Genomic DNA, 19,904 nt, shown 5'->3' on the forward strand with positions numbered 1-19,904 from the left:
GGGCGCCCCGGCGCCCTCCCGGTCCGGGGGGGGGGGGGTCTGGGGGGGGCGGGGGCCCCGGCACCGCACGGTGGCGCACAGACGTCGGCACGGGACGACGACTGACGCCGTGCGCGGGTACCGTGTCCCTTCGGACAGGCACCGGACCGCCTCGCCTCGTTTCGGAGCAGGGACTGCGGGGTCGTAGGCGCCGCTGACGTCCGCGGCCCATCGGCGGCCGAGAAGGAATCCAGCCCGGCCGACTGCCCGAACAGCGTGCCGAGGCAAGGAATTTGCGGCATTCATACGGGGCGCGTCCCGGTGGTCGTCAAAGTCCCGTCAAACAAACCTGGGAAACCATCAGGGGCGCGTCAATGCACCACGCTGGTGGCCGGATCCCGGCGCAGACTGATCGCCAAAACGGGGGGACGGGCGACCGTCCGTGGTGTGACGTGGGAGGGACCGTGAGTATCACGGCCGGGACATCGCGGAGACCTCAGGCGGAGGCCGGCGTACAGCCGCACCCGGCAGTGGTCGTCCCGTCCGGAGGCCGCCCTCGTCCGCGGTCCGGAGGGGGAACGCGGACGAGGGAGGCGGGGCAACACCTCCGTCGGCAGGCCGTGGCCGCGCGGGCCGCTCTGCGCCGCCGCTTCTGGGCCACGGTGCCCGCGCGGCTGCGCCTTCTGCGCGCGGCCACGGTGCTGCTCTCCGCCGCCCTGGCCGTGATGCTGCTGGTGGCCGGGCTCGCCGCCGCGGGCACCTGGGGCAGTGTGGCAGACCGCGAAGCACCTCGGACCACCAGCGCGGCCGATCTCAACCTCGCCCTGAACGACATGGACGCCCAGGCCGCCAACACGCTGTTGTCCAGCGGCGATGCGGGCAACGGGCGGTTGCAGACCCCGTACGAGAAGGCGGTCGGCCTCTACGGCGACGCCCGGCACGAGATCGGCCACGACCTGCGTACGCTTGCCGTCGCGGCGCAGGGCGACCAGGCCGACGAGAAAACGGTGGAGTCACTCACGGACGACTTCGCCGAGTACCAGGAACTGATCGGCCGGGCCCTGGAGAACGACGGCCACCGCGGCGGCAAGTCGGCCGCACTCGTCGACTACCGTCGTGCCACGGACCTGCTGCAGCAGCGACTGCTGCCCGGTGCACGGAAGTTGGTGTCCTCCAACGACGCGGCATTCGACGCGGAGTACACCTCGGCCCGCTCCACACTCTCCGCCCAGCTGGTGGCGGTCATCGCGCTCGGTGTCCTCCTGCTTGCTGTGCTCGGCATCCTGCAGTGGTACCTGGCCCGCCGCTTCCGGCGCATCCTCAACCCCGGCGTGCTGGCCGCGACCTGCTGCACCCTGCTTGCCGTGATCCTTGGCGCACAGTCGCTGTCCGCCACCGCCGACCACCTGCGCGGCGCCCGGCGCGACGCCTTCGACTCCGTCGTCGCGCTCTCCCGCGCCCGAGCCATCGCCTACGACGCCAACGCCGACGAGAGCCGCTACCTGCTCGACCCGGCGCGGCGCGGCCAGTACGCCGACTCCTTCCTGGCCAAGTCCCAGGAGTTGTACGGTCTGAAGGGCGCCACCCTGTCGACGTACGACGCGGAACTCGCCACCACCTGGCAGGCGTACGAGTCGGACCATGGCGATCTGCGCTTCACGGGCGAGTTCCGGCGCGAGCTCGACAACGTCACCTTCCCCGGGGAACGGGACGCGGCCGAGAAGACGGTCCGGGCGTACGCCGTCTACCAGCGCGACGACCGGAAGGTTCGCGCGTTGCTGGCGGCGGGTAAGGACCGCGAGGCGGTGGAGTTCTGCATGGACTGGAAGCCGGGCACCTCCAACGCCCACTTCGGGGCGTGGATGGCTGCCCTCGGCAAGGTGACGGACATCAACCGCGCCCACTTCACGGCGTCCGTCCACCAGGGCCGTTCGGCGGTGACCGGGCTGCTTCCCTGGGCGGGCGGCTTGTTGCTCGCGGCAGTGATCCTGACCGGGCTCGGACTGCGGCCCCGGCTGACGGAGTTCCGGTGACGGCAGTGGCGCGGCTCAGGCGTCCGCCAGGCGGGCCTCCTCCAGGTCCAGGGACCGTTGGAGCCGGCGGCGAGTGGTGTCGCTGATCCGGTGTTCGTCGTACAGACGCTGGAGTTCGGCGGTCTCTACGGCGATGAGGTCGCGGCGCAGCTGACGGTGGACCAGGTCGGCGGATTCGCCCGGAGGCGGGCTGCCGTTGCCCTCGGCGAGACGGTCGCGGGCGTCGTCGAGGCGGGCGTTGAGGGCGCGGCGGAGCCGGTCGAGGACGACATCCGGTGCGGCCTCCAGCTCCGCGAGTTCCTCCAGGCGGGCGAGTCCGGCGTGGGCCAGTCGGGAGCGGGCCTCGGCCTCTTCGCGGTCGGTGTGATCGGGTTCGAGGGCGATGCCGGAGCGGCGGACGACGGGCGCGAGGGTGAAGCCCTGGCCGACGAGAGTGACGACCACGACCGACGTGGTCAGCACGAGGACCAAGGGGCGGTCCGCCAGTGCGGCGCCGCTCTTCGTCGTCTCCGGGATGGACAGCGCGGCGGCCAGCGGCATGACGCCGCGGGTGCCCGCCCAGGTCAGGACGAGGGGGACCCGCCAGTTCAAACGCTGGATGCCGCCTTTGCGCTGCACCACCGCCGACAGCGGCGCCAGCCACAGCAGCCGTACGGCGATCAATGTGACGGCGACGGCGAGGGCGTAGAGCGGCCATGCCCGGTCGCCATCGGAAAGGGCGCGTACCTGAGCCGGCAGCGCCAGGCCGATCAGCGAGAAGACCACGCTCTCCAGCAGGAACACCACCGTGCCGTACACGGAGTGCAGTTGGATCCGTATGCGCGCGTTGGTGAGCCGGTCGCCGCGCCCGCCCAGCACCACGCCCGCGACCACGACGGAGGTGATGCCGGACGTGTGCGCCGCCTCGGCCAGGACATAGGCCGCGTACGGCGTGACCAGCGAGATCACTGTCTCCAGGACCGGGTCCTCGGTGCGCCGCCGGATCAGCGCCACCGCGGCGGCCACCGCCGCGCCGATGAGCGTGCCGCCGCCCGCGAGCACCAGGAACTCGCCGCCTGCCGCGCCCCAGTCGGCGGCCGCGGCGGCCACCGCGATGCTCGCCGCCACACGGACGAGCACCAGCGAGGTCGCGTCGTTGAAAAGGCTCTCCGCCTGGACGAGGACCTGCATCTTCGGCGGAAGCGCCAGGCGGCGGCCGAGTGCGGTGACGGCCACCGGGTCGGTGCTGGCCAGGACCGCGCCCAGCACGAACGCCATCTGCCAGGACAGGGGTGTCACCAGCGAGGCCACCCAGCCGACCGCTGCGGCCGATGCCAGGACCAGGCCGATGGCGAGGATCCCGACCGGTTTCCACACCGCGCGCAGCTCGCGCCAGGGCATGTCCTCGGCGCTGGCGTACAGCAGCGGCGGCAGCACGACGAGCCCGATGATCTTCGGGCTGATCTCGATCTGCGGGGTGCCCGGCAGCAGGGCCACGATCAGCCCGGCGACGACGAGCAGGGAGGGTGCGGGGATGCGCCACCGGCGGGCGAAGGTCGCCACGACAGTGGCGAGTATGACGAGAGCGAGAACCGTCCCTACGCCGCGCATGCCGTCCCTCCGAGCCTCGAACGGAGCCACCCTGGCTCCTCGCCGACCAGACTTCCCGGCACGTGCGCCGCGAACTGACCGACCTGCTCGGCGGAGTGACGGTCGGCCGCCGCCCGTGGAACGTGGACGCCACCGGCTGGCCCGAGGGCGAGATCGAGCTAAGGGCCTACGGCAACGGCCGCTCCCTCGGCCGCTTCATGCTCAGCCCCGGTCCCGGCCCCGTACCCCCGCTCCAGGCCGCACAGCAGCGAGCCGCCTGCCGCTGCCTTCTGGGCGCCCTCGTCCAGCCGGTGCCACAGCCGGGGTGCGCACCAGGACTTCCGGGTCGCTCTGCACTCGGTCGCCGAGCGCGTCCCGCAGTACGAGCCGTTGGGAGACACCGTCCAGGCAGCGGACGGACACCAGCAGGTCCGTACGGACCCGGAGACAGAGCCGGAGCGGCTGTGGCTGGGGGTACCCCCGCGCGGAGCGATCGTTGCGCACGCGGTGCGCCGGGAGACGGACGCGGTGATCTGCAGACTACGCTTCCGGCTGCTGTGAGGCAGGTCACCGACTGTCACAGCGGCCTACCCATCGGTAACTAGCAGTGGCCGTAAGAGTCCCGTCAAAGGTGCCGGGGCCGCCGTATGGGAGCCGTCAACGAACGACCGAATCCGGCCAGCGACGCGCTTTCCTCTAACCGTCCGTTTCTCCCGAGCCTGATCCCAGGAGTTCGCGATGGCCGATCTGGCCTTCGTCATCGCCACGCTTGCGGCCTTCGCGCTGGTGGCCCTCGTCGCCAAGGGGGTGACGAAGCTGTGACCGCCGAGAACGTCGTCGGCCTGGTCGTGGCCGTCGCCCTGCTGGGCTATCTCGTCCTCGCCCTGATCTTCCCGGAGAGGTTCTGAGAGCAGATATGGGTCCCGTACTTGCCGGCGTGCTCCAGCTGCTCGCCCTGATAGGCGCTCTGGCGCTCGCCTACATTCCCCTTGGCAACTACATGGCCAAGGTCTTCTCCTCCGACAAGCACCTGCGTGTCGAGAAGTGGATCTACAAGGGCATCGGTGCCAACCCGGACGCGGAGATGCGCTGGCCCGCGTACCTGCGCGGGGTGCTGGCCTTCTCCGCGGTCAGCGTCCTCTTCCTCTACCTGCTCCAGCGGATCCAGGGCGTCCTGCCGCTGTCGATGGGCTTCAAGGCCATCGACCCCGCGCAGGCGTTCAACACCGCGGCGTCGTTCGTGACGAACACGAACTGGCAGTCGTACTACGGCGAGCAGGCCATGGGCCATGTCGTGCAGACCGCCGGGCTTGCCGTGCAGAACTTCGTGTCCGCCGCGGTGGGTATTGCCGTCGCGGTGGCGCTGGTGCGCGGCTTCGCCCGGTCTCGTACGGGTGAGCTGGGCAACTTCTGGTCCGACCTGGTGCGCGGCACGATCCGCATCCTGGTGCCGGGCGCGGCCGTCGCCGCCGTGGTGCTGGTGGCGTGCGGCGCGATCCAGAACTTCTCCGGCATCCACGAGGTCGGCCAGTTCATGGGCGGCTCGCAGCAGTGGAACGGTGGCGCGGTCGCCTCGCAGGAGGCCATCAAGGAGTTCGGCACCAACGGCGGTGGCTACTTCAACGCCAACAGCGCCCACCCCTTCGAGAACCCCACCCCCTTCACCAACCTCTTCGAGATCTTCCTGCTCCTGGTGATCCCGTTCTCGCTGACCCGCACGTTCGGCGTCATGGTCGGGAGCGTGAAGCAGGGCTACGCGATCCTCGCGACCATGGCCTCGATCTGGGTCGGGTTCGTCGCCCTGATGATGTGGACGGAGTTCGCCCACCACGGCCCGGCGCTGCAGCTGGCGGGCGGGGCGATGGAGGGCAAGGAGGTCCGTTTCGGTGTGGGCTCCTCGTCGATCTTCGCGGTGTCGACGACGCTGACGTCGACGGGTGCGGTGGACTCGTTCCACTCCTCGTTCACGGGGCTGGGCGGCGGTATCGCGATGCTGAGCATGATGCTGGGTGAGATCGCGCCGGGTGGTACCGGCTCCGGCCTCTACGGCATCCTGATCATGGCCGTGATTGCGGTGTTCATCGCCGGTCTCATGGTCGGCCGCACCCCCGAGTACCTGGGGAAGAAGATCGGTGCCCGCGAGATCAAGCTGGCTGCGATCTACATTCTGATCACCCCGGCGCTGGTGCTGGTCTTCACTGCCGTCTCGATGGCGCTGCCGACCCCGCCGCACTCGATGCTCAACTCCGGCGCGCACGGATTCTCCGAAGTCCTGTACGCCTTCACCTCCGCCGCGAACAACAACGGCTCGGCCTTCGCCGGCCTGAACGCGAACACCGACTGGTACAACACGATGACCGGGTTCGCGATGCTGCTCGGCCGCTTCCTGCCGATGGTGTTCGTCCTCGCCCTGGCCGGCTCGCTCGCCGAGCAGAAGCCGGTGCCGGTCACCGCGGGCACCCTGCGCACCGAAAAGCCGCTGTTCACGGGCCTCCTGGTGGGCGCGATCCTGATCATCACCGGTCTGACCTACTTCCCGGCCCTTGCGCTGGGCCCGCTGGCCGAGGGGTTGGCGTGATGACGACCAACGCTCAGAAAACCGACGTAAAGAAGCAGGACTCCATGTCCACTCCCACGCTTGCGCCCCACCAGGACGCGCCGACCGGTCACAAGGCTCCTGAGAGCCGTGTCGGTGCGGGCCTCTTCGACCCCAAGCAGTTGGTCAAGTCGCTGCCGGACGCCTTCCGTAAGCTCGACCCGCGGGTGATGGTCAAGTCGCCCGTGATGTTCGTGGTGTGGATCGGCTCCGTGTTGACCACCGTCTTCTCCTTCAAGACCCCGGGCGACTGGTTCGGCTGGGCGATCAGCGCCTGGCTGTGGCTGACGGTGATCTTCGCCAATCTGGCGGAGGCCGTCGCCGAAGGCCGCGGCAAGGCCCAGGCGGACACCCTGCGCAAGGCCAAGACCGACACCGTGGCCAGGCGACTCGTGGGCGACACCGAGGAGCAGGTGCCCGGCACCGACCTGAAGATCGGTGACCTGGTCGTGTGCGAGGCCGGCGACATCATCCCCGGCGACGGTGACGTCATCGAGGGTGTCGCTTCGGTCGACGAGTCGGCGATCACCGGCGAGTCGGCTCCGGTCATCCGTGAGTCCGGCGGTGACCGCTCAGCCGTCACCGGTGGCACGAAGGTGCTGTCCGACCGGATCGTCATCAAGATCACGACGAAGCCGGGTGAGACCTTCATCGACCGGATGATCAGCCTGGTCGAGGGCGCGGCGCGGCAGAAGACGCCGAACGAGATCGCGCTGAACATCCTGCTGGCGTCGCTGACGATCGTCTTCCTGCTCGCGGTGGCGACCCTGCCGCCGTTCGCGACCTATGCGGGCACGCACCTGACGATGGTTGTCCTGGTGGCCCTGCTGGTGTGCCTGATCCCGACGACGATCGGTGCGCTGCTGTCGGCGATCGGCATCGCGGGCATGGACCGGCTGGTGCAGCGCAACGTGCTGGCGATGTCGGGCCGTGCGGTCGAGGCTGCCGGTGACGTCTCCACCCTGCTGCTGGACAAGACCGGCACCATCACGCTCGGCAACCGGCAGGCGGCCGAGTTCGTGCCGGTGCGCGGCACCACGGAGGCCGAGGTGGCGGATGCCGCCCAGCTGTCCTCGCTGGCCGACGAGACCCCGGAGGGCCGCTCGATCGTCGTACTCGCCAAGGAGGAGTACGGGCTGCGCGAGCGGCACCAGGGCGAGCTGGCCGGTGCCGAGTGGATCGCCTTCACCGCCCAGACCCGCATGTCCGGCGTGGACGTCGACGGCAGGAAGATCCGCAAGGGTGCGGCCGGTTCGGTCATCGCCTGGGTCAAGGAGCGCGGAGGCACCGTCGCCCAGGACGCCGACACGACCGCGAACCGTATCTCTGAAGCCGGTGGCACCCCGCTGCTCGTGGCGATCGAGGACGACAAGGGCGCCCGGGTGCTGGGTGTCATCCACCTCAAGGACGTCGTCAAGGACGGCATGCGGGAGCGGTTCGAGGAACTGCGCCGCATGGGCATCAAGACTGTCATGATCACGGGTGACAACCCGCTGACCGCGAAGGCGATCGCGGAGGAGGCGGGCGTCGACGATTTCCTCGCGGAGGCAACTCCCGAGGACAAGATGGCCCTCATCAAGCGGGAGCAGGCGGGCGGCAAGCTGGTCGCGATGACCGGTGACGGCACCAACGACGCCCCGGCGCTGGCGCAGGCGGACGTCGGGGTGGCGATGAACACGGGCACGTCGGCCGCCAAGGAGGCCGGCAACATGGTCGACCTCGACTCCAACCCGACCAAGCTCATCGAGATCGTCGAGATCGGCAAGCAACTCCTCATCACCCGCGGCGCGTTGACGACGTTCTCCATCGCCAACGACGTCGCGAAGTACTTCGCGATCATCCCGGCGCTGTTCGCGGCGGTCTACCCGGGCCTGGACAAGCTGAACATCATGCAGCTGTCCTCGCCGGACTCGGCGATCCTGTCCGCGGTCATCTTCAACGCGCTGATCATCATCGCGCTGGTGCCGCTGTCCCTGAAGGGCGTGCAGTACCGGCCGGTGAGCGCGGACAGGATGCTGCGGCGCAACCTCGGGATCTACGGCATCGGCGGCCTGATCGCTCCCTTCATCGGCATCAAGATCATCGACATGCTCATCTCCCTCATCCCCGGAATCGGCTGATCGCCATGAACAACTCGGTCAAGAACACCGCCCGGTTGCTCGGGGCGGGCCTGCGCGCCCTGCTCGTGCTGACCCTGGTGACGGGCGTCATCTACCCGCTGGTCGTCACCGGCATCGCCCAGGCACTGTTCAGCAACAAGGCGAACGGCTCGGAGATCAAGGCGGACGGCAAGGTTGTCGGCTCGTCGTTGATCGGGCAGGCGTACAACCTGCCGCTGAAGAAGGGGCAGCAGACCCCGGACGCGGATCTGAAGTGGTTCCAGGGCCGTCCGGCCAACGGCCTCGGCGCCAACAGCGTGAACACCCAGTACAAGCTGCTGTTGTCCGGTGCCACCAACCTCGCCGCCGACAGCAAGGTGCTGGTCAAGCAGGTCCAGGACGCGAAGGCCGCGGTCATCAAGGACAACTCGGTGCCCGGCTACACGGTCACGGCCCTGGAGGTGCCCGCGGATGCGGTGACCTCCTCCGGTTCCGGGCTGGACCCGGACATCTCCCCGCAGTACGCGCAGCTCCAGGTCCACCGGGTCGCGGCGAAGAACGGCCTGACCGTCGGCCAGGTGGACAAGCTGGTCAAGGACCACACCCAGGGCCGCACCCTCGGCTTCATGGGCGAGCCCCGCGTGAACGTCCTCGAGCTCAACATCGCGCTCAAGAACCTCGTGGCGAAGTAGGGCTGATGGCGTTACCCGACAATCCGTGCGGGAGTTGGCGGGCCGGGAGGGATCCTGGCTCCGTCAACTCCCGCCGTCATGACGACGGTCGCCGTGTGTCCGGTGCTCATGGCGCGACGTACGACAGGAAGGGCACACCCCCATGACCCGGGTGCTCGTGGTTGAGGACGACCCGCAGCTCGTACGCGCCCTCGTGATCAACTTGCAGGCCCGCCAGTACGGTGTCGACGCGGCGCCCGACGGTGCCACCGCGCTGCGCCTGGCTGCCGTACGCCGGCCGGACGTGGTGATGCTCGACCTCGGACTGCCCGACATGGACGGCACCGATGTGATCAAGGCCCTGCGCGGCTGGACCCGCGTGCCGATCCTGGTCCTGTCCGCCCGCCAGGCGTCCGACGAGAAGGTCGCCGCACTCGACGCGGGGGCCGACGACTACGTCACCAAGCCGTTCAGCATGGACGAGCTGCTGGCCCGGCTCCGGGCCGCCGTACGTCGCACCGAAGAGGCGCCGCTCGCGCCCGGGACGACGCACGTCAGGACCGACGACTTCACCATCGATCTGCTCGCCAGGAAAGTCGTCCGGGACGGTCGGGACATCCGTCTCACCCCGACCGAATGGCACCTGCTGGAGATCCTGGTCACCAACCCCGGACGGCTCATCACGCAGAAGTACCTCCTGCAGGAGGTGTGGGGCGTCTCCCAGGCCAACAAGACCAACTACCTGCGCGTCTACATGGCTCAGCTGCGACGCAAACTGGAAACCGACCCCTCCCATCCCCGCTATCTGATCACCGAGCCCGGCATGGGTTACCGGTTCGAAGGGTGAACATGGCACGCGGCAAGCTTCGGATCTATCTCGGCGCAGCCCCCGGCGTCGGTAAAACCTACGCCATGATGTCCGAGGCGCACCGCCGGGTGGAGCGGGGCACGGACTGTGCCGTCGCATTCGTGGAGCACCACCACAGGCCGCGCACCGAGGTGATGCTCCACGGCCTGGAACAGGTCCCGCGCAAGGAGATCGAGTACCGGGGCGGTGTCTTCACCGAGATGGACGTCGACGCGGTGCTGACCCGGCGTCCCGAAGTGGCGCTCGTCGACGAACTGGCCCACACCAACGTCCCCGGCTCCCGCAACGCCAAGCGGTGGCAGGACGTCGAGGAACTGCTGGCGGCCGGCATCGACGTCATCTCCACGGTCAACATCCAGCACCTGGAGTCGCTGGGCGACGTGGTGGAGTCGATAACGGGGGTACGGCAGCGCGAGACCGTACCCGACGAGGTCGTGCGCCGCGCCGACCAGATCGAGCTCGTCGACATGTCCCCGGAGGCGCTGCGCCGCCGCATGGCACACGGCAACATCTACAAGCCGGACAAGGTCGACGCAGCCCTGTCCAACTACTTCCGGCCCGGCAACCTCACCGCGCTGCGCGAGCTGGCGCTGCTGTGGGTGGCCGACCGGGTCGACGCCTACCTCACCGAGTACCGCAGCGAGCACCGCGTCTCCACCATCTGGGGCTCCCGCGAGCGGATCGTGGTCGGGCTGACCGGCGGACCCGAGGGCCGCACGCTGATCCGCCGAGCCGCACGCCTCGCGGAGAAGGGCGCGGGCGGAGAGGTGCTGGCCGTCTACATCTCCCGCAGCGACGGCCTCACCGCCGCCTCCCCCAAAGAACTGGCCGTCCAGCGCACCCTCGTGGAGGACCTCGGCGGCACCTTCCACCACGTCGTCGGCGACGACGTCCCGGCCGCGCTGCTCGACTTCGCGCGCGGGGTGAACGCCACCCAGATCGTCCTCGGCGTCTCCCGCCGCAAGGGCTGGCAGTACGTCTTCGGCCCCGGTGTCGGCGCCACGGTTGCCCGGGAGTCGGGGCCGGACCTGGACGTCCACCTCATCACCCACGACGAGGCGGGCAAGGGACGCGGGCTGCCGGTCGCCCGGGGCGCACGGCTGGGCCGGTCCCGGATCGTCTGGGGCTGGCTGGTCGGCATCGGCGGGACCGTGCTGCTCACCTGGCTGCTGAGCAGCGTCTTCCCGGACGTGGGGCTCGCCAACGACATGCTGCTGTTCCTGACGATGACGGTGGCGGCGGCCCTGCTCGGCGGGCTCTTCCCCGCCCTGGCCTCCGCCGTGGTGGGGTCCTTGCTGCTCAACTGGTACTTCACCCCGCCCGTCCACACCCTGACCATCGCCGACCCGAAGAACATCGTCGCCATCGCGATCTTCGTCGGTGTCGCTGTGTCGGTCGCCTCCGTCGTCGACCTGGCCGCGCGCCGTACCCACCAGGCCGCGCGGCTGCGTGCGGAGTCGGAGATACTCTCCTTCCTCGCCGGCAACGTACTGCGCGGTGAGACCAGCCTGGAGGCCCTCCTGGACCGGGTCCGCGAGACATTCGGCATGGAGTCGGTGGCGCTGCTGGAGCGGCAGAGCGACGTGGATCCGTGGACCTGTGCCGGCAGCGTGGGCCCCCGGCCCTGCGCCACCCCCGACGACGCGGACGTCGACGTATCCGTCGGTGACCACATGGCCCTGGCCCTGTCCGGCCGCGTCCTGCGGGCCGAGGACCGCCGGGTCCTGGCCGCCTTCGCCGCCCAGGCCGCTGTCGTCCTGGATCGCCAGCGCCTGAAGCAGGAGGCCGACCAGGCCAAGGAACTGGCCGAGGGCAACCGCATCCGCACGGCCCTGCTCGCCGCCGTCAGCCACGACCTGCGCACTCCGCTTGCCGGCATCAAGGCCGCGGTGACGTCCCTGCGCTCGGACGACGTCGAGTGGTCGGAGGAGGACCGGGCGGAGCTCCTGGCGGCCATCGAGGAGGGCGCCGACCGCTTGGATCACCTGGTGGGCAATCTGCTGGACATGTCCCGGCTGCAGACCGGCACCGTGACCCCGATCATCCGCGAGACCGACCTCGACGAGGTCGTGCCGATGGCACTCGGCGGTGTACCGGAGGACAGCGTGGAGCTGGACGTCCCGGAGACGCTGCCCATGGTGGACGTCGACAGGGGACTGCTGGAACGAGCCGTGGCCAACGTCGTCGAGAACGCGGTCAAGTACAGCCCGCATGACGAGAAGGTTCTCGTGTCGGCGAGCGCCATCGCCGACCGCGTGGAGGTACGGGTCGTCGACCGCGGCCCTGGTGTGCCGGACGAGGCCAAGGAACGCATCTTCGAGCCCTTCCAGCGTTACGGCGACTCCCCGCGCGGCGCGGGCGTCGGCCTGGGCCTCGCGGTGGCACGTGGCTTCACCGAGGCCATGGGCGGCACTCTGAACGCGGAGGACACGCCTGGCGGCGGCCTCACGATGGTGCTCAGCCTGCCGATGGCCGGGGCCGTCCCTGCTCCGGTTGAGTCGGGAGTGTCCGCGACAGCGAGCACGTAGACGTAGACGTAGACGTAGACGGTTGAGACTCCCCTCCCGTACATGCCCGCAGGACCTGAAGCGGGATCAGGTAGTCGGCCGCATGGCCCCCTTGGCCAGCTGCCGCATCTCCGCACGCAGTCCGCATCCCCGGAGGCCGCTCAGCGCGGTCACGTCGGCAGCCGGCGGGGACGGTGGAACCGTGAGAACGGGGCAGTTGGCGGGGGCCACGCAGTAGCGGCCCACCGACGGTGAGAAGAAGCGGCGCAACCGGCTGCGCCGTCCGGCGCCGACGACGAGCAGGTCGTCGTCGCGGTCGGCGATCCCCACCAGACTCCGGCCGGCAGGACCTCGTGCCGTCAGGATGCGCAGCGGCACCCTCGGACCCTCTGCGGCGAAGGCGTCGACGAGGGCGGTCAGCAGCTTCCGCTGCGCGATGGTCCGCCACTCCTCGAGCAGCCCTTCACGGATCGCGGACCGTCAGGCCGGACCATCGCCGCCGGGTGGCTCCCGGGCCATGACCGCCCACAGCTCGGCGCGTCTTTGCCGGGCCTCCTCGGCGGCTCGGTTCAAGGCGGACATGCTCCCGGTGGCCGTGCTGAAGGACGGCCTGGACTGCGGTGTCGCTTGGTGCCACGACGAAACCTGATCGACGGACCTCACGCACGGCCATAGCAGCGGCCAACACTGCGAAGGCTACGGTCCCACAGGAAACAGGCATGAGGCGGAAGAGGAAACGCCACTCCTCACGAGCACTTCCAGGGCTGCGTGCGCGTACCCGGTACGGGCTTGCCGATCGTACGCCCTCGCTGCCTGGCGGGCCTACACCTCGATGTGCGAGCCCATGATGACGGTGCGGTCGCGGGGGAGGCCGAAGTACTCGGCGGCGTCGGCCGTGATGTAGGAGGTGGCGATGAACAGCCGCTTGCGCCAGGTCGCCATCGTCGGCGCTTTCCCGCACCGGATCTCGATCTTCGACAGGAAGTAGGACGCCTGGTCGAGCTGCAACGGTCCTTCGGTCTGGGCCGGGTCGAGCATCGCCAGTGTGCCGGGCACGTCCGGTGTCTCCATGTAGCCGAACCGGGCGGTGACGTGGATGATCCCGTCGTCGGTGTAGCCGAGGTCGTCGACGACGATCCGCTGGTCGGTCGGGACGCGGGGCACGGGCTCGGTCTCGATGGACAGGATCACGACCTGGTCGTGCCGCACGTGGTTGTGCTCGACGTTGGCCCGCATGGCCAAGGGCGTGGTCTGCTTGCCCCGGTTGAGGAAAACGGCCGTGCCGGGGATCCGCAGCGTCGACACCTTCCCTGTACGGAGGTCGTCGATGAACTCGGGCAGCGGACCTTCGCGCTCCGCTCGCTCGGCGGTGACGATCTGGCGGCCGCGTTGCCAGGTCGTCATGACGGTGAACGCGGTGAGGCCGATCAGCAGCGGCAGCCATGCCCCGTGGACGAGCTTGGTCAGGTTGGCCGCCACGAACAGCAGGTCCACGAAGAGGAGCACGGTTGCGCCGATGGCGACCAGCCACACGGGCGTGCCCCATTTCGCACGGGCGACGTAGAAGAACAGCAGGGTGGTGATGGTGATGGTGCCGGTGACCGCCATGCCGAACGCGAAGGCCAGCGCCGTGGAGCTGCGGAAGGCGAAGACCAGGGTGAGGACCGAGACCATCAGCAGCCAGTTGATCCAGGGGACGTAGATCTGGCCGATGGTGGATTCGGAGGTGTGCGCGATCCGCAGCCTCGGCAGGTAGCCGAGCTGGGCGGCCTGGGAGGTGACCGAGTACGCGCCGGTGACCACGGCCTGGGAGGCGATCACCGTGGCCGCCGTGGCCAGCACGACCATCGGCAGCCGTCCCCAGTCGGGCGTGAGCAGGAAGAACGGGCTGCTGATGTTGTGCGGATCGGCGAGGATCAGCGCGCCCTGGCCCAGGTAGCTCAGGATGCAGGCGGGGAAGACGAGGAACATCCAGGCGCGGGTGATCGCCCGGCGGCCGAAGTGCCCCATGTCGGCGTAGAGCGCCTCGGCGCCCGTGACCGCGAGCACGACCGCGGCCAGGGCGAAGAAGGCGGTGCCGAAGTGCCCGAACAGAAAGCTCAGGGCGTAGGTCGGCGACAGCGCCCTGAGGATGCCCGGGTGGTCGGCGATGCCGGCGATGCCGCACGCGCCGATGGCCACGAACCAGGCGATCATGATGGGCCCGAACACCCGGCCCACCGCCGCGGTTCCCCGGCGCTGCACCAGGAACAGCAACACGATGATCACCGCGGTGATGGGCACGACCGCGCTGTCCAGCGACGGCTGGACGACCTTGAGTCCCTCGACCGCGGACAGTACCGAGATCGCCGGAGTGATCATGCTGTCGCCGAAGAACAGCGACGCGCCGAAGATGCCCAGCGCGGCCAGTACGGCCACAGCCCGCCGGCCCTGCTGTGAGCTCCATCGTCGCAGCAAGGTGATCAGTGCCATGATGCCGCCCTCGCCGTCGTTGTCGGCGCGCATCGCCAGCAGCACGTAGGTGACCAGGACGATGATCACCACCGACCAGAACACCAGCGACACCACCCCGTACACGTTCTGTGTGGTGACCGGGACGGGGTGCGGGTCGCTCGGGTTGAACACGGTCTGGAGGGTGTAGATCGGGCTGGTCCCGATGTCGCCGAAGACCACGCCGAGAGCACCGATCACCAGCGCGAGGCGCACCGTGTCATGCGCGCTCGCACGACGAGCGTCCGGCGCCTGCGATACGAATCCGTCGTCCGGCGCGGTCCCGTGTCGGCGATCGGCCATGGTGATCCTCCTCCTCGCGGGCCGCTGTGGTGCAGGCCCGTGCATCGGGGCGGACGATACCGATCGTCGGCTTGAATACCGGCAGGTGGGGCCGCTTCGTCTCAAACGGCGTCTCCGTGCTGCCGAACTGTGCGGCGTCGAGACCGCGGTGGCCAACTGTCTCTGAGCGGGATGACCAACCGCCCTTGAGCACAGGCCGCTCACCAACACTGGTCGCGGTGCCGGCCGGGCGGGCGCTGCGCCCAGAGGCCCCGCATCCCTGGCGTGGTCGAGGCTGCGTGGCGGATTGACGAAGAGGACCTTCAGGGGACGGCCGAGAGGGACCACCGTCCGCTTGAGCTCCAGGAGTTCGCGCTTGAGCTGGTGACAGACGATCTTGTCGACAGTCAGCCGCCCGCGACCAGCACGAGCACACGGTCGACGACCCCCGTCAGCCCCGGAGCTGATTGCGGCCTACACCGCGACCCAGGAGTACCTCGCGGAGCTGGTGGCCGCCAAGCGCGCCAACCCCACCGACGACGTGCTCAGCGAACTCACCGACAGCGATCTGACCGATGAGGAGCTGAAGGGGATCAGCCTGATTCTGCTGGCCGCCGGATTCGACACCACCGCGAACATGCTGTCCCTTGGCACCTTCGCGCTGCTGCAGAACCCGGCGCAACTGGCCGCGCTGCGCGCCGACCCCGCGCTCACCGACGGGGCCGTGGAGGAGCTGCTGAGGTATCTGAGCGTCGCCAAGACGTTCATGAGGACGGCCCTCGAGGACGTCGAACTGGGCGGCCGGACCATCGAGGCCGGCACGACGGTCGTCCTGTCGTACAACACCGCCAACCGCGACCCCGAGCGCTTCGCCGACCCCCACGTGCTCGACCTTCGGAGGCAGGACGCGGGCGGGCACCTGGCCTTCAGCCACGGCATCCACCAGTGCCTGGGTCAGCAGCTGGCCCGCGTCGAGATGCGGGTCGCGTTCCGCGCGCTGGTCGACCGGTTCCCCACGCTGCGCCTGGCCGTACCGGCTGAAGAAGTTGGCCTGCGCCCGGAGACCGCGGACATCTACGGGGTGAAGAGCCTCCCGGTCACCTGGGACAAGGAGGAGTCATGAGGACGACGCGCCTGCGCGTCGACCGTGAGCGCTGCATCGGCGCCGGGATGTGAGCCCTGACCGCCCCCGAGGTCTTCGACCAGGATCCCGACGACGGCCGCGTGCTCCTGCTGCACGCCGACCCGCCCACCGCCCATCGCGCGGCCGCACAGATGGCCGCCGGCGTCTGCCCCTCCGGGGCGATCACCCTCAACGAGCCGGAATCCAGCGGCTCCTGACGCCGGGTCGACCGCACCCGGACCGAGAACCCCACGCCGCGCGTCGGTGGGGGCCGATTGCTCAGAGCCAGTCCCGCCGTTTGAAGATGAGGTACAAACTTACGCAAACCACCCCCATCAAGCCGATCGCAAAGGGGTACCCGAACCCCCAGTGCAACTCCGGCATGTGTGTGAAGTTCATTCCGTAGATCGTTCCGACCAGTGTCGGAGCGAACAGAATCGCCGCCCACGACGAGATCTTCTTGATCTCCTCGTTCTGTTCGAAACCCGCCTCCGCCAGCGCCCGCATCTCCGCGTTCTGTTCCTGGGTGACCAGCGTCGCGTTGACCGTCAGGATGTCCGTCAGGGCCTGACGGAAGCCGTCGACTCGTTCGCTGGTGTGGGTGACGTGGTCGGCGACGTCGCGCAGATAGCGCTGGAGTTCCTCGTCCGTGCCGTACTTCGCGAAGCCCGCCATCAGGCCGTTCAGCATGCCCACCAAGGGGCGGGTGGCGCGCTGGAACTCCACCATTTCGCGGGAGAGTTCGTAGATACGGCGGGAGACCTCCGGGTCGCCGCGGAAGACCTCGGTCTCGATCTCGTCGATGTCGTTCTGCACGCCGGCGACCACAGGGGCGTAGCCGTCGACCACCGCGTCCAGTATCGCGTACAGCACCGCCTCCGGCCCCAGCTTCAGCAGCTCCGGCGACTCCTCCATGCGACGGCGTACGGCCGACAGGTCCGGGGCCTCGCCGTGCCGGACCGTGATGACGAAGTCCGGGCCGACGAACACGTGCAGCTCGCTGAAGTCGACCTCCTCCGGCGCGTCCAGATAGCGGGCGGCGCGCAGGACGACGAACAGCGTGTCGCCGTAGCGCTCCAGCTTCGGCCGCTGGTGAGCCTCCATCGCGTCCTCCACCGCGAGCGGGTGCAGGTCGAACTCGGCGGCCAGGGAGAGAAGTTCGGCCTCCGTGGGGCGGGCCAGGCCGATCCATGCCATATTGTCCGGCTCGTCGCGCAGCTCGCGGAAGGTGTCGGCCAGGGACGCGGGTACCGAGACGCGGACGCCGTCGCGGTACAGGGCCGTCTGGACGATGCTGCCCGTCTCGGCCGGTTCCGGGGGCTCGGGGTCCGGGCGCGGCTGCGGGGGGTTGGCGGGCGGCGGCGCCTGGGTCAGGGCGCGGCGCCAGACCGACCTCCTGCCGCTTTTCTGGGCTGGGCGGGCACGGCGCTCGGACATGGCGGCTGCCTCCCGTGGTGAACATACGTCCATGTGATCACGTTGCAGGATATACGGGGCAAACGGCGCGGTCGTGCGGAGTGAGCCCGTGGATCCGGTGAGAGTTGCGGACAGAAGGTGTCCGCAAGCCCGGATAGCGTGCAGGACATGACGACGACGAGCCCCCGTATCTGCCGCTCGGCCTCCACCCGCGTGCTCGATCCCCGCGCCCTCAACCGCGCCACCCTCGGCCGTCAGCTGCTGCTGAGCCGCTCGTCCCTGTCCGCCGAGGCGGCCGTCGAGCACCTCCTCGGGCTCCAGGCGCAGAACGTCAAGCCCCCGTACTACGCGCTCGCCGCCCGTCTGGAGGGCTTCGCCCCGGAGCACCTCTCGCGGCTCATGGCCGGCCGCGAGGTTGTCCGCATCGTCACCATGCGTTCCACCATCCACACCCACACCGCGGACGACTGCCTCACCCTGCGGCCGCTGGTGCAGCCCGCCCGGGACCGTGAGCTCACCCTCTTCCGCAGGGGTCTCTCCGGCGTCGACCTGGACCGGCTCACCGCGCTCGCCCGTGAACTCGTCGAGACCGAGCCGCGCACGATGAAGCAGTTGCGTGAGGCCCTGCTCGTGGAGTGGCCGGACGCCGACCCCCAGGCCCTCGGCATCGCCGCCCGCTGCCGACTGCCTCTCGTCCAGGTCACCCCGCGCGGTCTGTGGGGCAGGAGCGGCCAGGTCGCGCTCACCACTGCCGAGCACTGGCTGGGCCGCCCCGCCGAGTCGGCCCCCACCCCGGAGACCACGGTCCGGCGCTACCTCGCCGCGTTCGGGCCCGCCTCCGTCAAGGACATGCAGACCTGGGCCGGTCTGACCCGGCTGCGCGAGGTCTTCGAGCGACTGCGCTCCGAGCTGGTCACCTTCCGCGACCGAAGCGGCGTCGAACTCTTCGATCTTCCCGACGCCCCTCGTCCCGACCCGGACACGCCGGCCCCGCCACGCTTCCTGCCCGAGTTCGACAACCTGCTTCTCTCCCACGCCGACCGCACCCGGGTCGTTCCCGCCGACCTCAAGGGCCGCAGCTGGCAGGGCAACCAGGCCTATTGCACTCTCCTCGTCGACGGCTTCCTGGCGGGTGTGTGGCGGCTGGATGAGGACGCGCTCGTCATCGAGCCCTTCGGTCCGCTCACCAAGGCCCAGCGGGCCGAGGTGACCGCCGAGGGGGAGCGGATGCTCGGTGTGATGCACAAGGGGTCGGCTCGCGACATCCGGTTCGGGACCGTCGTACGACCGTGAAAGTCCACCGTCGTCGTACGACACCGCCGTCTCAGTCCGCCCGCCCCGTCACCGCCACCGTCACCCCGAGCCCGATCATCGCGAACCCGCCCGCGCCTCCGATCAGCGACAGCCGGCGGTCCGAGCGGGCGAACCAGGTGCGGGCCGCGGAGGCGGTCAGCCCCCACAGGGTGTCCGTGATCAGGCCGATCGAGATCGGGATCAGGCCCAGGAGCAGCATCTGAAGCGGTACGTGTCCTGCCGAGTGGTTCACGAACTGGGGGAGCACCGCCGCGAAGAACACGACGCCCTTCGGGTTGGTCACGCCGACCAGGACGCCGTCCAGGACCGTACGGAGATCGCCGCGCGCCGGGCCCGTCGGCTGCGTCCTGATCGCCGACGCCTTCAACTCCTTCCGGTGCCGGAACGCCTGTACACCCAGGAACACCAGATAGGCCGCGCCCGCCAGCTTGACCGCCAGGTAGACGGCCACCGAGCGCTCGACCAGCGAGCCGATGCCGATCGCGACCGCCACCACCAGCAGATACGAGCCGAAGACATTGCCGATCGCGGTCGCCACGGCGGTGCGTCGGCCGTGGGCCAGGGCGCGGCCGATCACGAACAGCACGCTCGGTCCCGGGATCACGATCACCAGCAGCGACATGGCGGCGAAGGCCAGGAAACGGTCCGTGGACACCATGGTCATCACTCCCATCCGGGGTCAAGGGAAACACGCACCCTAAAGTCGTCGCCATGGAACTGCGGCAACTCAGCTATTTCGTGACCGTCGCCGAGGAGCTGCACTTCGGGCGGGCGGCCGAGAGGCTGCACATCGTGCAGTCCGCGGTCAGCCAGCAGATACAGCGGCTGGAGCGTGAGTTGGGCGCCCAGCTGTTCGACCGCTCGCCACGGCACGTACGGCTGACGGCGGCGGGGGAACGGCTGCTGCCCGAGGCACGGGCCGTGCTGGCCGCCGCGGACCGGGCCCGCGCGGCGGTG

Annotated in this window: 17 protein-coding genes and 1 pseudogene; 13 read left to right on the forward strand and 5 right to left on the reverse strand. The window is 69.5% G+C overall.

Features of this window, described 5'->3' with window-relative positions:
* Positions 1 to 599: 599 nt before the first annotated feature.
* Entirely contained in the window at positions 600 to 2,012 is a 1,413-nt protein-coding gene (locus ABT186_RS38640; protein ID WP_351929083.1) for a GlnX family signal transduction membrane protein, read from the forward strand.
* 15 nt (positions 2,013 to 2,027) lie between these two features.
* Here ABT186_RS38640 and ABT186_RS38645 read toward each other — a convergent pair whose 3' ends face one another.
* Positions 2,028 to 3,602 carry a Na+/H+ antiporter gene (locus ABT186_RS38645; RefSeq protein ID WP_351233823.1) on the reverse strand — a complete coding sequence of 525 codons (1,575 nt, stop codon included), beginning with the start codon at positions 3,600 to 3,602 and terminating at the stop codon, positions 2,028 to 2,030.
* Positions 3,603 to 3,971: 369 nt separating this feature from the next.
* On the opposite strand from ABT186_RS38645, the gene ABT186_RS38650 reads away from it, so the two are divergent.
* The 7 genes from ABT186_RS38650 (at position 3,972) to ABT186_RS38680 (ending at position 12,343) form a co-directional block, all read left to right on the forward strand.
* Positions 3,972 to 4,142, forward strand: coding sequence for a hypothetical protein (locus ABT186_RS38650; protein ID WP_351233825.1), 171 nt, complete (start codon positions 3,972 to 3,974; stop codon positions 4,140 to 4,142).
* A gap of 257 nt (positions 4,143 to 4,399) precedes the next feature.
* On the forward strand, positions 4,400 to 4,489 hold the full coding sequence (gene kdpF / locus ABT186_RS38655; RefSeq protein ID WP_009326374.1) for a K(+)-transporting ATPase subunit F: 90 nt from the start codon (positions 4,400 to 4,402) through the stop codon (positions 4,487 to 4,489).
* An 8-nt stretch (positions 4,490 to 4,497) separates the two neighbouring features.
* Entirely contained in the window at positions 4,498 to 6,159 is a 1,662-nt protein-coding gene (kdpA, locus tag ABT186_RS38660; RefSeq protein ID WP_351929085.1) for a potassium-transporting ATPase subunit KdpA, read from the forward strand.
* 44 nt (positions 6,160 to 6,203) lie between these two features.
* A complete protein-coding gene (kdpB, locus tag ABT186_RS38665) occupies positions 6,204 to 8,297 on the forward strand; it encodes a potassium-transporting ATPase subunit KdpB (protein ID WP_351233815.1) in 2,094 nt (697 codons plus the stop codon).
* Between the two features lie 5 nt (positions 8,298 to 8,302).
* A complete protein-coding gene (locus ABT186_RS38670; RefSeq protein ID WP_351233813.1) occupies positions 8,303 to 8,968 on the forward strand; it encodes a potassium-transporting ATPase subunit C in 666 nt (221 codons plus the stop codon).
* 142 nt (positions 8,969 to 9,110) lie between these two features.
* Positions 9,111 to 9,794 carry a response regulator gene (locus ABT186_RS38675; protein ID WP_351233811.1) on the forward strand — a complete coding sequence of 228 codons (684 nt, stop codon included), beginning with the start codon at positions 9,111 to 9,113 and terminating at the stop codon, positions 9,792 to 9,794.
* A 2-nt stretch (positions 9,795 to 9,796) separates the two neighbouring features.
* Positions 9,797 to 12,343: a DUF4118 domain-containing protein gene (locus ABT186_RS38680; RefSeq protein ID WP_351233809.1), complete on the forward strand. Its 2,547-nt coding sequence runs from the start codon at positions 9,797 to 9,799 to the stop codon at positions 12,341 to 12,343.
* A gap of 66 nt (positions 12,344 to 12,409) precedes the next feature.
* On the opposite strand, the gene ABT186_RS38685 is transcribed toward ABT186_RS38680, so the two are convergent.
* Positions 12,410 to 12,793: a universal stress protein gene (locus ABT186_RS38685; protein WP_351929095.1), complete on the reverse strand. Its 384-nt coding sequence runs from the start codon at positions 12,791 to 12,793 to the stop codon at positions 12,410 to 12,412.
* Positions 12,794 to 12,839: 46 nt separating this feature from the next.
* Here ABT186_RS38685 and ABT186_RS38690 point away from each other — a divergent pair, with 46 nt between their 5' ends.
* Positions 12,840 to 12,971, forward strand: a complete 132-nt coding sequence (locus ABT186_RS38690) for a hypothetical protein (protein ID WP_351233808.1) — start codon at positions 12,840 to 12,842, stop codon at positions 12,969 to 12,971.
* Between the two features lie 173 nt (positions 12,972 to 13,144).
* Here the strand turns inward: ABT186_RS38690 and ABT186_RS38695 are convergent, their stop codons facing one another.
* A complete protein-coding gene (locus ABT186_RS38695; protein WP_351233807.1) occupies positions 13,145 to 15,115 on the reverse strand; it encodes a potassium transporter Kup in 1,971 nt (656 codons plus the stop codon).
* Between the two features lie 430 nt (positions 15,116 to 15,545).
* Between ABT186_RS38695 and ABT186_RS38700 the strand changes: the two are divergent.
* Positions 15,546 to 16,217, forward strand: a pseudogene (locus tag ABT186_RS38700) (cytochrome P450); the annotation flags it as partial.
* 56 nt (positions 16,218 to 16,273) lie between these two features.
* Positions 16,274 to 16,435, forward strand: coding sequence for a ferredoxin (locus ABT186_RS38705; RefSeq protein ID WP_351929097.1), 162 nt, complete (start codon positions 16,274 to 16,276; stop codon positions 16,433 to 16,435).
* Between the two features lie 61 nt (positions 16,436 to 16,496).
* Here ABT186_RS38705 and ABT186_RS38710 read toward each other — a convergent pair whose 3' ends face one another.
* Positions 16,497 to 17,654 carry a magnesium and cobalt transport protein CorA gene (locus ABT186_RS38710; protein WP_351233804.1) on the reverse strand — a complete coding sequence of 386 codons (1,158 nt, stop codon included), beginning with the start codon at positions 17,652 to 17,654 and terminating at the stop codon, positions 16,497 to 16,499.
* 147 nt (positions 17,655 to 17,801) lie between these two features.
* On the opposite strand from ABT186_RS38710, the gene ABT186_RS38715 reads away from it, so the two are divergent.
* The gene (locus ABT186_RS38715; RefSeq protein WP_351929087.1) at positions 17,802 to 18,926 is read left to right on the forward strand and encodes a winged helix DNA-binding domain-containing protein; all 1,125 of its coding nucleotides are present in this window, start codon (positions 17,802 to 17,804) and stop codon (positions 18,924 to 18,926) included.
* A gap of 31 nt (positions 18,927 to 18,957) precedes the next feature.
* Here the strand turns inward: ABT186_RS38715 and ABT186_RS38720 are convergent, their stop codons facing one another.
* Complete coding sequence (locus ABT186_RS38720) at positions 18,958 to 19,605, reverse strand: LysE family translocator (protein ID WP_351233800.1); 648 nt, start codon at positions 19,603 to 19,605, stop codon at positions 18,958 to 18,960.
* Positions 19,606 to 19,658: 53 nt separating this feature from the next.
* On the opposite strand from ABT186_RS38720, the gene ABT186_RS38725 reads away from it, so the two are divergent.
* A partial coding sequence (locus ABT186_RS38725; RefSeq protein WP_351929089.1) for a LysR family transcriptional regulator occupies positions 19,659 to 19,904 on the forward strand: 246 nt, incomplete at its 3' end.

Source organism: Streptomyces sp. NPDC001634 (genome assembly GCF_040298185.1).
Lineage (GTDB): Bacteria > Actinomycetota > Actinomycetes > Streptomycetales > Streptomycetaceae > Streptomyces.

Excerpts from the sequence above, each read along its gene's own strand:
- kdpA (WP_351929085.1), top strand. The coding sequence starts at position 4,498 with ATGGGTCCCGTACTTGCCGGCGTGCTCCAGCTGCTCGCCCTGATAGGC.
- ABT186_RS38720 (WP_351233800.1), bottom strand. The coding sequence starts at position 19,605 with ATGGTGTCCACGGACCGTTTCCTGGCCTTCGCCGCCATGTCGCTGCTG.
- ABT186_RS38670 (WP_351233813.1), top strand. The coding sequence starts at position 8,303 with ATGAACAACTCGGTCAAGAACACCGCCCGGTTGCTCGGGGCGGGCCTG.
- ABT186_RS38675 (WP_351233811.1), top strand. The coding sequence starts at position 9,111 with ATGACCCGGGTGCTCGTGGTTGAGGACGACCCGCAGCTCGTACGCGCC.
- kdpB (WP_351233815.1), top strand. The coding sequence starts at position 6,204 with ATGTCCACTCCCACGCTTGCGCCCCACCAGGACGCGCCGACCGGTCAC.
- ABT186_RS38710 (WP_351233804.1), bottom strand. The coding sequence starts at position 17,654 with ATGTCCGAGCGCCGTGCCCGCCCAGCCCAGAAAAGCGGCAGGAGGTCG.
- ABT186_RS38690 (WP_351233808.1), top strand. The coding sequence starts at position 12,840 with ATGACCGCCCACAGCTCGGCGCGTCTTTGCCGGGCCTCCTCGGCGGCT.
- ABT186_RS38680 (WP_351233809.1), top strand. The coding sequence starts at position 9,797 with ATGGCACGCGGCAAGCTTCGGATCTATCTCGGCGCAGCCCCCGGCGTC.
- ABT186_RS38695 (WP_351233807.1), bottom strand. The coding sequence starts at position 15,115 with ATGGCCGATCGCCGACACGGGACCGCGCCGGACGACGGATTCGTATCG.
- ABT186_RS38645 (WP_351233823.1), bottom strand. The coding sequence starts at position 3,602 with ATGCGCGGCGTAGGGACGGTTCTCGCTCTCGTCATACTCGCCACTGTC.
- ABT186_RS38715 (WP_351929087.1), top strand. The coding sequence starts at position 17,802 with ATGACGACGACGAGCCCCCGTATCTGCCGCTCGGCCTCCACCCGCGTG.